The 10517-nt window shown below is 67.8% G+C and carries 13 protein-coding genes and 2 pseudogenes; 7 read left to right on the forward strand and 8 right to left on the reverse strand.

Annotation, left to right across the window (positions count from 1 at the left end; all coding sequences use genetic code 11):
• Positions 1-525 precede the first annotated feature (525 nt).
• A complete protein-coding gene (locus EJK15_RS75835; protein ID WP_240778009.1) occupies positions 526-1692 on the forward strand; it encodes a DUF6544 family protein in 1167 nt (388 codons plus the stop codon).
• 73 nt (positions 1693-1765) lie between these two features.
• A complete protein-coding gene (locus tag EJK15_RS76950) occupies positions 1766-1897 on the forward strand; it encodes a hypothetical protein (protein ID WP_276615587.1) in 132 nt (43 codons plus the stop codon).
• A gap of 71 nt (positions 1898-1968) precedes the next feature.
• Here EJK15_RS76950 and EJK15_RS78240 read toward each other — a convergent pair.
• Together EJK15_RS78240 and EJK15_RS75845 are read right to left on the reverse strand one after the other, a co-directional pair.
• A pseudogene (locus tag EJK15_RS78240) lies at positions 1969-2241 on the reverse strand (bifunctional acetaldehyde-CoA/alcohol dehydrogenase); the annotation flags it as partial.
• On the reverse strand, positions 2184-2882 hold the full coding sequence (locus EJK15_RS75845) for a hypothetical protein (RefSeq protein WP_240778010.1): 699 nt from the start codon (positions 2880-2882) through the stop codon (positions 2184-2186). The pseudogene EJK15_RS78240 and the gene EJK15_RS75845, both read right to left, overlap by 58 nt.
• A gap of 181 nt (positions 2883-3063) precedes the next feature.
• Here EJK15_RS75845 and EJK15_RS63690 point away from each other — a divergent pair, with 181 nt between their 5' ends.
• On the forward strand, positions 3064-4041 hold the full coding sequence (locus EJK15_RS63690) for an Acg family FMN-binding oxidoreductase (RefSeq protein ID WP_138719986.1): 978 nt from the start codon (positions 3064-3066) through the stop codon (positions 4039-4041).
• Positions 4042-4216: 175 nt separating this feature from the next.
• Here EJK15_RS63690 and EJK15_RS63695 read toward each other — a convergent pair whose 3' ends face one another.
• Positions 4217-5104, reverse strand: a complete 888-nt coding sequence (locus EJK15_RS63695) for a GerMN domain-containing protein (RefSeq protein ID WP_138719987.1) — start codon at positions 5102-5104, stop codon at positions 4217-4219.
• Between the two features lie 344 nt (positions 5105-5448).
• Positions 5449-5736 carry a DUF4342 domain-containing protein gene (locus tag EJK15_RS63700; RefSeq protein ID WP_138719988.1) on the reverse strand — a complete coding sequence of 96 codons (288 nt, stop codon included), beginning with the start codon at positions 5734-5736 and terminating at the stop codon, positions 5449-5451.
• A 306-nt stretch (positions 5737-6042) separates the two neighbouring features.
• Between EJK15_RS63700 and EJK15_RS63705 the strand changes: the two genes are divergently transcribed.
• Positions 6043-6228: a hypothetical protein gene (locus EJK15_RS63705; protein ID WP_138719989.1), complete on the forward strand. Its 186-nt coding sequence runs from the start codon at positions 6043-6045 to the stop codon at positions 6226-6228.
• 94 nt (positions 6229-6322) lie between these two features.
• Here the strand turns inward: EJK15_RS63705 and EJK15_RS63710 are convergent, their stop codons facing one another.
• Both EJK15_RS63710 and EJK15_RS63715 read right to left on the reverse strand, forming a co-directional pair.
• On the reverse strand, positions 6323-6502 hold the full coding sequence (locus tag EJK15_RS63710; RefSeq protein ID WP_138719990.1) for a hypothetical protein: 180 nt from the start codon (positions 6500-6502) through the stop codon (positions 6323-6325).
• 283 nt (positions 6503-6785) lie between these two features.
• Positions 6786-6977 carry a hypothetical protein gene (locus tag EJK15_RS63715; RefSeq protein WP_138719991.1) on the reverse strand — a complete coding sequence of 64 codons (192 nt, stop codon included), beginning with the start codon at positions 6975-6977 and terminating at the stop codon, positions 6786-6788.
• A gap of 31 nt (positions 6978-7008) precedes the next feature.
• Here EJK15_RS63715 and EJK15_RS63720 point away from each other — a divergent pair, with 31 nt between their 5' ends.
• On the forward strand, positions 7009-7266 hold the full coding sequence (locus tag EJK15_RS63720) for a hypothetical protein (RefSeq protein WP_138719992.1): 258 nt from the start codon (positions 7009-7011) through the stop codon (positions 7264-7266).
• 83 nt (positions 7267-7349) lie between these two features.
• The gene (locus EJK15_RS63725) at positions 7350-7607 is read left to right on the forward strand and encodes a hypothetical protein (RefSeq protein ID WP_138719993.1); all 258 of its coding nucleotides are present in this window, start codon (positions 7350-7352) and stop codon (positions 7605-7607) included.
• 335 nt (positions 7608-7942) lie between these two features.
• Here EJK15_RS63725 and EJK15_RS63730 read toward each other — a convergent pair whose 3' ends face one another.
• The gene (locus EJK15_RS63730; RefSeq protein WP_138719994.1) at positions 7943-9100 is read right to left on the reverse strand and encodes an epoxide hydrolase family protein; all 1158 of its coding nucleotides are present in this window, start codon (positions 9098-9100) and stop codon (positions 7943-7945) included.
• 64 nt (positions 9101-9164) lie between these two features.
• Between EJK15_RS63730 and EJK15_RS63735 the strand changes: the two genes are divergently transcribed.
• Positions 9165-10127, forward strand: a complete 963-nt coding sequence (locus EJK15_RS63735; protein WP_138719995.1) for a helix-turn-helix transcriptional regulator — start codon at positions 9165-9167, stop codon at positions 10125-10127.
• On the opposite strand, the pseudogene EJK15_RS75850 reads toward EJK15_RS63735, so the two are convergent.
• Positions 10074-10517 (reverse strand): annotated as a pseudogene (locus EJK15_RS75850) (hypothetical protein); the annotation flags it as partial. The gene EJK15_RS63735 and the pseudogene EJK15_RS75850 sit on opposite strands and share 54 nt — an antisense overlap.

Consider the following 10517-nt stretch of genomic DNA (forward strand, 5'->3'; position numbering starts at 1 on the left):
CGATGTCTTTGAATGGGGTGGCGGCGGTGACGGAGACGACCTTGTCCGTCATCACGTCCGCGACGGTCATACGCATGCCTACCTCCTTGGTGGTCGCTTTCATCACATCTCCCGAACGATCCGGGAATAAGGGACGGAAGTCCCGAGCAGGACAGTCGTTGGTCAGCCCTCGGCCAGCGCAGCCGCCCACAGGGCGCTGTTTGGGGCAAAGACCTGTCTGTCGTGGCGGGTGACGCGGTCGTTCGCTTCCTGGTCGAGGAAGGGGCCTCGGACCACGCCGGTCGTAACGCCGGGCGTCTCTGCCACCGGCGAAAAACGGCTCGATTGCCAGTGGACACGGCAGAGTCTTTCGCCTCCTGATCGGCGGACTTGCGGCCCTGCCCCGCGCCTGCGCGTTGGGTTGACCATGACGGTGTGATAGCGGATCACCCGGTTAGGGTCGCGCGGGCCGGATGCGGCCACGCTTGCGCGGCCGTCCGGACGGACGCCGCTGTCCACGTTCGCCGACTGAGGGGTGTGGTTCGCATGGGTACGGTGGTTCGTTGGGCGGTCATCGTATTGATCTTCGTTCACGGCATCATCCACCTGATGGGCGCGGCCAAGGGGTTCGGCTGGGCACAGGTCTCTGAGCTCAAGGAGCCGATCGGTCTCGCCGGCGGCATCGCGTGGCTGGTGGCCGCGGTCCTCGTCGTCACGGCCACCGGCGTCATGGCGGCCGGACTCCGTTGGTGGTGGCTGGTGGCCGCCGTGGCCGCGGTGGTGTCGCAGACGATGATCGTCATGTCGTGGGGCGATGCCAAAGCCGGCACGCTCGCCAACGTCGTCCTGCTCCTCGCCGCCGGCTATGGGTTCGTCTCGAGCGGGCCGGTCAGCCTGGAGGCCGAGTGGCATCGGCGTGCCGAGCGTGCGCTTGCCCAGCCGCGTGAGAGCGGTGGCCCTGTGACCGAGGCGGATCTGGCCGGGCTGCCGGAGCCGGTAGCCGATTACGTACGCGCCTCCGGCGCCATGGGCAAGCCGCGGGTCACAGACTTCTACGCCGACATCCACGGCCGTATCCGCAGTGGCCCCGACGAGGCGTGGATGAGCTTCACCGGCAAGCAGCTCAACACATTCGGTGCGACGCCACAGCGGCTGTTCTTCATCACGGCCTCCAAGTCCGGGCTGCCGGTCGACGTGCTGCACGTCTTCGACGCCGGCTCGGCCACCATGCGTGTGAAGGCGCTCTCGCTGGTGAGGATCGTCGACGCGTCCGGCCCGGACGCGGATCGCGCCGAGACTGTGACGCTGTTCAACGACCTCGTGGTGTTGGCGCCGGCGGCGTTGATCGACGCGCCGATCCGCTGGTCCGCCGTGGACGATCTGCGGGTCCGTGGCGCGTTCACCTCGGGGGCCCACACCGTGACGGCCGACCTGATCTTCAACGCCCGCCACGAGCTTGTCGACTTCATCTCCGACGACCGGCTGCGCGCGTCCGCCGACGGGAAAACCTTCACGCGACAACGCTGGTCCACCCCGATCCGCGCCTTCCGGCACCTGCACGGCAGGCGGGCCGCGGTCACCGGCGAAGCCCGATGGCACGCCCCTGCTCCCGAAGGACGGTTCAGCTACGTCGAATTCCACGTCGACGACATCGCCTACAACACCGGGCACTCCGCCACCACCGGAGCTCCAGGCGCTCATGAACGCCGTTGACATGCCAGAACTCACCGATACACCTGGGGGTACCGCAGAAACCGCAGGCAGGTCAGGCGGAAGGGTGATTTCCATGCGGAAGAAAGTGCTGGTCCTGCGCGGCAATTTCGGGTTGAGCCTGGCCTGCGAGCACGACTCGCCGGATGCGGTGACGCCGAACAGGAACTCCTCCAGCTTCCGCTTCTCCTCGGCATTGGCCCGGTAGGCGTGCAGCGCGCCGAACTCGGCCAGCGCGTCCTCGTACACCGCCGCGTCGATGATCGCCGCCTGCTCGGAGGCGCAGATCATGCCGCTGTCGAACGCCTTCGACAGCACGATGTCGTTGACCGCCTGCCGCAGGTCGGCCGACTGCTCGATGTAGGCGGGCACGTTGCCCGCGCCGACGCCGAGCGCCGGCTTGCCCGCCGAGTACGCCGCCCGCACCATGCCGGTGCCGACCGTCGCCAGGATCGTGGCCACCCCGTCGTGGTGCATCAGCGCGCGCGTGGCGGTCAGCGACGGCTCCTCGTCGATCCACTGCACGCAGTGCTGCGGTGCGCCCGCCGCCACCGCGGCGTCCCGGACGATCTTCGCGGCGGCCCGAGCGTGTAGCCCGGCACGCCGTCGTGCCGGGCGCGCGGCATCGTCCAGGCGGCCAGCTCGGCCAGGTAGGCGTGATCGCGGGAGAGCTCGTCCTCGGCGAGGGCGGCGTGCTCCAGCGTGTCGGCCGCGCGGTGCCGGTCGAGCGGGACGAGCCTGGCGCCCTCACGGGAAGCCGCCAGCCGCAGCTCGACCAGTACCGCGGGCGGCAACGTACGGGTGAAGTAGGGCCGGCGGCTGGTGCGCCGGATCGGGATCATGTTGTACAGCTCAAGCTGCTCGGCCGAGGCCGGCAGGGCCGCTCCCATGCGCACGGCGGCCAGTAGTTCGGGCTCCTCCTCCGGGTTCGGCAGTAGCCACACCATCGGCCGCCGCCCTCCTGTACGCACCGCCAGACGCAGGTTGAACAGCGCGGCACCGCAGCTGACCAGCTGATTGCGACCGCGCGGATCGCCCACCCGCAGCCGCCTGTCAAGATCGGCGAACAGCTCGATCAACTCACCGTCTGGAACCCTGAACCGCCACGGCTGGGTGTTGTGCACCGACGGCGCCTGACCGGCCGCCACCACCAGTCTCCGTAGCGCGAGATCGCTATCGAACGCAAGCGACATGACACACCTCCCGACTCGCGCACTCCCGCATGTCCACACGTCTCCGGCAGGGCCGAAAGACCTCGGATCTCCCGCGTCATGGAGGACGGACGTCCCTGGCAGCATGGGACCTTCGGCCCTGACCACGCCGTGAGGGGCATGATGCGCTGGGTATATGACCCTCTGGGGGGAGGTGGCGGTCATGACCGTCGTTTCTGCCAAGCACGCGCTGGAGGCCGCGGTGGAGGCCGCGCGCTGGGCGCCGTCCGTACACAACACCCAGCCGTGGACGTTCGCGATGTCCGAGCAGGAGCTCGCTTTGCGAGCCGACACCGACAGGAAGCTTCGGGTCGGCGACCCCTCCGGTCGTGAGCTGCTGATCAGTTGCGGCGCGGCTCTGTTCACCATGCGTACGGCGATGCGGTGCGCGGGCTTCGAGCCGGTGGTGCGCACGTTGCCGGACCCGGATCGTCCTTCGTTGCTGGCCACGCTCCGGCCGGGTGCCGAAGTGCGGCCCGACGAGTCCACCAGGGCGCTGGCCGATGAGTTCGAACGCCGGCGCACCCACCGGGCCGGCTTCGCCGACGTGCCGGTGCCGGACAGGTTGATCGAGCGCCTGGTCCTCGCCGCCATGGACGAGGGTGCCAAACTGACTCCCGTCCGTTCGCCGGAGGCGGTTCGAGTGATCGCCGCGCTCACCCAGGCCGCTCAGGGCGTTCAGGCGCAGGATCTGCGGTTCAGCCTGGAGGTGATCCGGTGGGCGCGTGCTCCCGACAGCACGCGTACGGACGGGGTGCCGGCCCAGGGCTATCCGCGCCGGCCGTCGCGTACCGCGCCGGACTTCCCGCAGCGGGACTACGCCTGGCAGCACGACTGGGGCAGCGAGGCTGATGAGCGGGCCGCGACGGCCGTAGGTGTCGTGGCGCTGCTCACCACGCGGGGAGACGGCCGCCAGGAGTGGATCGACGCCGGTCAGGCGCTGCAGCATGTGCTGCTGGAGGCTTCGGCATATGGTGTCAGCGCCGCCTTCCACACCCAGGTGCTGGAGATGGATCTGCTGCGCGAGTTCCTGCGGCTCGAGCTGTGCTCGGGCGAATACCCGCAGATGATCATGCGGCTCGGCATCACCTTCGATGACAAGAGCTCGATGCGCCGCCCCTTGTCCGAGATCCTCGAGTGAGAACCACACCGGAGCCCGTGCTGGAGGCGTGCCTGCCGAGGCCGACACCCATGAAGTGAGTTCGTCGAATGACTGGCGACGGCGTCGACGATCCCCCGCTTTGCGGCACGCTGACGTTGAACCGAGAGCGTATGGCGTGGTGTCGGCTCGACGGTGGCAGCGGGGCTTGATGGGCTCACGGCTCCAGCGACTGCGGGATGGAGTCTGACGGGCCGGTCGGGCGTTCGGTCCGTCCTGCCGCGTCGTAGATCTTCACCCACTTGATCGACGGGAACTGCTTGAGCGTCGGCTTGATCTCGTCGGCGATGGTGAACGTCGATCCTCCGCTGGTGACACGCCCGGTCAGGTAGACCCTGGCGATCCCGTTCCTGACCGTCAGCTTGCTGAAGCCGCTGGCCTTGGAGCTGACGAAGCGCAGTCCCTCCGCTTTCTCGGCCTGGGTGGGGCCGGCGAACAGCCGCTGCAACGCTCCGTACGCGGTGGACGGTGGAATGACCGGCCGCTGAACGGCGGTGGTGTACGGCTTGCGGCCGACGTTGTAGTTCGCGGTGTTGAGGAAGTAGTCGCGTACCGGCATTGTCCGGTAGCGCGTGGCGATGTCGACGACGACGCGGCTCGGCCGGGTGAGCGTGTAGACCCGGTACGGGATCCGCTTGGCGAGCCCGACTCCGAAGGTCAGCGTGGCCTCGAAGTCGCCGGTGTTGACCACCTGGATGACTCCGGGCAGTGCGTAGGTCCTGCGGGTGGGCCCATAGGTGACGTTGCCACGGCGATCGTGGCCGTCGGCCTGGCCGAAGCGCACCTGGAGCAGAGCGCTACCGACCGCGTTGACGGTCTGGCCGGAGCCGTCGGCGATCAGTTTGGGCACGTAGCGGACGTCCCGCTGGGTCGGCACCCGGCCGCGGAACTCGAAGACCAGCCGGTCCAGTCCGTAGTGGTGCGTGGCCCGGATGCCCACCAGCGTGGGGGTGACAGCCTGCCGGGTGGCCTGTGCGGGTACGGCCGGCAGTCCTGCGGCCGAGGCGACCATCGCGATGGCGATGAGGGGGCGAATCGGGAGCATTGGTGATCATCTCTTTCCCTGTGAGTGCTCCTGATTCCAGCGTGAACGCCGCCGCGGCCGGGCAACAGCGGCGAATGTCCTTGAGTTCGCGGATTTCGGCCCGAACGACAGCAGCAGGTGGGACCAAGGTCGCTCGAGACCGACGTTTGGCCTGCGCATGCGCTGGCGCGCCGGTCTGGGAGCCACGGAGATGGGCGGCCGGTGAAGCGCCCCGACTTCGATGGAGACCAAAGTCTCCACCGAACCCGGGGCGATTCACCGGTGTGTTTGATCCGTGGCATGCAGCCGGTCACACAGGTGACGGCCCGGGATGAGGGGAGACACCGGGTGACCGGATCCACGTCCTAGCTCGCCTGATGGTCTTCAAGCTTGAGGAGTTCCTGCTCGGGCTGGGGGTCGCGGTCGATCTGGATGGTCCATTCGGCCGCGACGGCGGCCAGCGCGGCCGCGGCGGTCACGACGGGAGCGGCGATGAAAGCCACGACACCGACGGTCACAGGGATCTCCATCACGGTGTGGTCGTGGGGGTCCTTGACGATGATCCGGCGGACATTGCCCTCGTGAATCACGGTCTTGATCTTGTCGGCGAGTTCCGCGCCGCGTACCTTGACCTCTTCCTTGGTGACGGTCATGTCTCCTGCTCTCCTAATGAGTTCTCTCGTCGTTTCAAGGATTCGTCCAAGCGAGGTCGCTGGGCTCGAGGCGAAGGGCCCGATCATCGCCGACGTTGGTCCCGACTTCGGGGCAGGCCAATGGTCAGCGTGGAGCCCACGGAGCAGTTGGCGAACAGGGCAATGGCGGCCGTAGTGACGGTCGGTCTCGTCGTTCACCGTATGACTTAGGTCACACGGTTGAGGGCCCTTCTCCTCCGGCGCGCATGAACTGCCGGAGAGAAAGTGAGGTCAGGACGAAATCATGAGTGCACAAGGGTGATCGACATGGCCGTTCTCCTGGGTACGACGCGCACCGAAACAGACCCGCTGAGCGAGACGTACTTCGTCCGCGCCGCTGGTGCGCTTGACACACACCTGGCCGACTCCGGGCACGCCTGCGTCTCCTGCGCTGCCGCGTGGCCATGCCCTCCCGCGCTGGCAGCGGCGTTCATGCTCGAGTTACTCGCCTGACGAACGTGTGGTGCCGCCTACCAGGCGTGGACGTACTCCATCTTCCGCCGCAGCATTTACGGGCGCCACCCGACACAAACCGCGCCTGCGGCCCTCAATTGCCGAGCGCGGCACTGGCCGAGGTGCGGTGCAGGTTATCCACGCTTCGGACGAGGGCGAGGTTCGCGGCCGTCAGCGTGCGCACCTGCTCCTCCAAACCGTCCACCCGCCTCTTCAGAGCCAGCAGCTCCATTTCGAGGGCCGATGCCTCCATGATCATCCGTCCACCGAACATGATCGGTTCACCTCCACGTACCAGGACAAGCACATCGTGCGCGCTCGAACACGGCTGGGAACACCGGCGAACGTCCCCGGCAGCAGGGACCAAGGGCACTGGCCGCACTTGCTTCCCGCGCGGACGCTCAAGGAGGGGAAGGTGGCAGAGATGGGGCTGACCTGGAAGGACACTCTGGCGACAACGGTCGCGGGGTGAACGTCGCCATCTGCGTCGCCTTCACCCAGGGCTCGGAATCCCACGCGCGCCTGGGGCCGGGCCACCATGGCGGCGGCAGCGATCGTCAGGATCGTTGCCCGTCGTTCTCGGCGAACGTGTGCTGCGGTAGCCACCCGTCGTGCTCGCCCGGCTCGGGATGATCCTCCTGGCGGGCATGGGCCTGCTGCATGACGCCGTCTAGCAACTCGATGAGGCCTCGCCACTCCCCGAGCACGGTCGGGCGTATCGGCCCGGCGTCGTTGGCCAACGCTTGCATGAGCTCATGTACGGCTGTCAGCACGGGTGAATTGGCCAGCCAGTCCAGCGTCCACCAGGTCGTCCAGCTCGTGCTGTTCCTGTACTGGGCGGCACGTGTGACCGCAGGCTCGATCACCTTCCCGGTACCGGGTGGTGGCTTCACGAAGGGCGGCTTCCGCCACATCTTCAACGACCTCGGACCGGCGGTGGACGCCGGAGTGGACTCCGGTAACTCGCGGCTTACGTACTCGGACGTGTACGGGTTCACCGCCAACCAGCGGATCGCTTGGTTCCCCGACAGCCGCTGACACGCAGGCACTGCCCCTGGCGGCGGCCGCCCAGATCGGGTGGCCGCCGCCCCACTGGTTTGACGGGATCTACGGTTGGTTCGGTGGCCGGTGTCCCAGGTCGGAGCGGTGTCGCGGGCGATGCGGATGTCGTCGTTGGACGCTTCGGCCGCGAGCATCGGCCAGACCATCTCCTGCTGGTTCCCGCAGAAGTCGAAGACGACGGCGACGTCGTTGATCTCCATGGCCTTGCGGATGGTCGCATCGAGGCCCTTGGCGCGGTCGAAGCGCAGACCGACGCCGCAGTACGCCTCGCCCAGAAGGCGGGGAGCTGCCGCCGACCGACGTCGAAGTGGTCGTGATCAGGGCCAAGGTCGCCGGCCCGCCGAGCTTCCCGGGTGTCTGGAAGGACTTCTACGACTTAATGGCGCCGGTCAAGTCGTCGCACGGATAGCTCCGGCCCAGACTGAAGAGGGCAGAGCCAGGCTGATGCAGCACTGGACTGTGAGCCCGGTCACCCCATTGATCGTCATGGCCAGGCCGAGGACGGTCACCACGGCCGCGGACAAGACCGGCAACCATGCGATCAGCGGGCTGTGGCCTGGGCACCGGAACCTGTCCAGTGTCGCGCGGGCACTGACCAGGATCACGCTCAGCGGTTCGGGGCACGGGATGATGCCGCCCGACACACCCGAAGCTAGCGCAACGGCCGGAAGAATGCTCGGATGTCGGCGGTGAGCAGGTCGGGTACTTCCATGGCTGCGAAGTGGCCACCGCGGTCGAACTCCGACCAGTGGGTGACGTTGTTGCCGTATTCGGCGTAACGACGAATGGGCAGATCCTGGGCGAACACCGCGACACCCGTCGGCGTTGTGGCGGGCTCGGTGTGCCAGCTATTGGCGTGCATGTTCTCGTAGTACATCTGTGCGGCGGACCCGGCCGTACCGGTGAGCCAGTACAGCATCACGTTGGTCAGGAGTAGGTCACGGTCGACGGCGGCCTCGGGTAGATGAGCGGCGGGGAAGGTCCACTCCTTGAACTTCTCGACGTTCCAGGCGAGCTGGCCGACGGGCGAATCGGTGAGGGCGTACGCCAGGGTCTGGGGCCGCGTGGCCGAGAGCTTGAAGTAGCCGCTCTGGTCGTCCATGAATTCCTTAAGCCGTCCCAGTCGTGCCTGCTCGGCGTCGGTGAGGGCGGCCCGCTCCTCGTCGGAGACCTTCCCGAACGGGATGAACCCGAAGGTGGCCGCGTTGACGTGCACGCCGACGACCCGGCCAGCGGCGGCGCGGCCCAACTCCGGAGCGACGAACGCCCCAAGGTCGCCACCCTGGGCGCCGTAACGCTCATAGCCGAGCCGGCTCATCAACTGCGCCCACGCCGCCGCGACCCGGCCGGTGTTCCATCCGGTCTGGCGGGTCGGCCCGGAAAACGCGAACCCGGGCAGCGAAGGGATGACCAGGTGGAAGGCATCGGTGGGGTCGCCACCGTGCGCGGCGGGATCGGTCAGCGGGCCAATAACGTTGAGAAACTCCACCACCGAGCCCGGCCAGCCGTGGGTGAGGATCAGCGGCAGCGCGTCCGGCTGCGGTGAGCGCACATGCAGAAAGTGCACGTTCTGCCCGTCGATGTCGGTGGTGAACTGCCGGATCTCATTCAGCCTCGCCTCGTGCTTGCGCCAGTCGTACGAGATGCGCCAGTACTCGGCCAAGTCCCGCAGGTAGGTCAGGGGCACGCCTCGGGTCCACCCGACGCCGGGCAAATCGCTCGGCCAACGCGCGGTCGACAGGCGGTTGCGCAGGTCATCCAGGTCGGCCTGGGGAATGTCGATCCGGAACGGGGTGATCGCTTCGCTCATGAACACAACGCTAGAACCACTAGCGGACACCTTCTGTCCTATAGTGCTGGCAAACTTCTGTGGCATGAAGGAAACGTCCGCTCGCCTGCTGCGACTGCTGGCGCTGCTGCAGACCCGCCGCGAATGGTCCGGGTACGAACTCGCCGACCAGCTCGGCGTCAGCACCCGCACTGTGCGCCGCGACGTGGACAAGCTGCGCGACCTCGACTACCCGGTCAACGCCGTCAAGGGCATCGCCGGCGGCTATCAGCTCGGCCCCGGCGCCCAACTCCCGCCGCTGCTGCTCGACGACGACGAAGCGGTCGCCACCGCCATCGCGCTACGCATGGCGACCGTCAGCGGCGTCGCCGGCATCGGCGAGACAGCGGTTCGCGCCCTGCTCAAACTTGAACAGGTCCTCCCCTCGCGGCTGCGCCACCGGGTCACCGCCGTGCAGCCGTCTGCGGTACGCACACCATTCCCCGCATCCGCAGTAGACCCCGAGGTCCTCAGCACCGTCGGTGCTGCCTGTCGAGACCACCACCGTCTACGGTTCGACTACTGCGGCCACAACGGCACCTACAGCGTCCGCCTCACCGAGCCACACACACTCGTGACCTGGGGCTCCCGGTGGTACCTGGTCGCCTGGGACTGCGACCGCGAGGACTGGCGCACCTTTCGGGCGGACCGCATCCGCCCCCAAGCCCTCACCGGCCCGCGCTTCACACCACGCGACCTGCCCAGCGGCGACCCCGCAACCTACGTCGCACGCAGCGTCGCCCAGATGTGGCCATACCAAGCGACCATACGGCTCCACACCCCAGCTGCATCCGACACGGCCCACGCAGCGGCCACCTACGGCCGCATCGAACCCATAGACCACCTCACCTGCCTGTTGCATATCGGCGCCGACAGCCCTCGCGGGCTCACCTTCCTTCTCGGCGCGATCGAGGTCGACTTCGACATCGTGGACGCACCACAACTCGCCGACCACCTACAACGACTCGCCGACCGATACCATCGCGCCATCCAGGCCACCCCCAACTAGTTTCTGGACGCCGCTCGCAACATCAACAGACAGGCCCAGAAGACGCATCAGAGAGAAGGCTGATCCGTGGCCGCTATCGCCGCATTTGCGGAGCTGGTGCCGCTCGATCACGGCCTGAGCGTGGTCAACACGGTGCGGAGTGACGGCAGTATCCAGGCCGCTGACCAGGACAGTGTTGAAGAACAACGGGCGCAGCGCCGGGCTGGCGAGGATGTACCGCCATCCCTCCAGCAGGTCGCCGGCTCCAGGCCGGGGCGGTGCGGCGGTTCGCGCGGGACGTGGCTCCCGCCCGCCGATGGCGCGGATCCCCGCGGCCGAGAGGAGGAAGCTGACCGCGTTGGCCGCCACGCTCGTCACCGGACCCAGCAGCCCGAGCGCGGCGGTGCCGAG

It is taken from the genome of Nonomuraea basaltis (assembly GCF_005893125.1).
Lineage (GTDB): Bacteria > Actinomycetota > Actinomycetes > Streptosporangiales > Streptosporangiaceae > Nonomuraea > Nonomuraea basaltis.

Excerpts from the sequence above, each read along its gene's own strand:
- EJK15_RS75835 (WP_240778009.1), top strand. The coding sequence starts at position 526 with ATGGGTACGGTGGTTCGTTGGGCGGTCATCGTATTGATCTTCGTTCAC.
- EJK15_RS76950 (WP_276615587.1), top strand. The coding sequence starts at position 1,766 with ATGCGGAAGAAAGTGCTGGTCCTGCGCGGCAATTTCGGGTTGAGCCTG.
- EJK15_RS75845 (WP_240778010.1), bottom strand. The coding sequence starts at position 2,882 with ATGTCGCTTGCGTTCGATAGCGATCTCGCGCTACGGAGACTGGTGGTG.
- EJK15_RS63690 (WP_138719986.1), top strand. The coding sequence starts at position 3,064 with ATGACCGTCGTTTCTGCCAAGCACGCGCTGGAGGCCGCGGTGGAGGCC.
- EJK15_RS63695 (WP_138719987.1), bottom strand. The coding sequence starts at position 5,104 with ATGCTCCCGATTCGCCCCCTCATCGCCATCGCGATGGTCGCCTCGGCC.
- EJK15_RS63700 (WP_138719988.1), bottom strand. The coding sequence starts at position 5,736 with ATGACCGTCACCAAGGAAGAGGTCAAGGTACGCGGCGCGGAACTCGCC.
- EJK15_RS63705 (WP_138719989.1), top strand. The coding sequence starts at position 6,043 with ATGGCCGTTCTCCTGGGTACGACGCGCACCGAAACAGACCCGCTGAGC.
- EJK15_RS63710 (WP_138719990.1), bottom strand. The coding sequence starts at position 6,502 with ATGTTCGGTGGACGGATGATCATGGAGGCATCGGCCCTCGAAATGGAG.
- EJK15_RS63715 (WP_138719991.1), bottom strand. The coding sequence starts at position 6,977 with ATGCAAGCGTTGGCCAACGACGCCGGGCCGATACGCCCGACCGTGCTC.
- EJK15_RS63730 (WP_138719994.1), bottom strand. The coding sequence starts at position 9,100 with ATGAGCGAAGCGATCACCCCGTTCCGGATCGACATTCCCCAGGCCGAC.
- EJK15_RS63735 (WP_138719995.1), top strand. The coding sequence starts at position 9,165 with ATGAAGGAAACGTCCGCTCGCCTGCTGCGACTGCTGGCGCTGCTGCAG.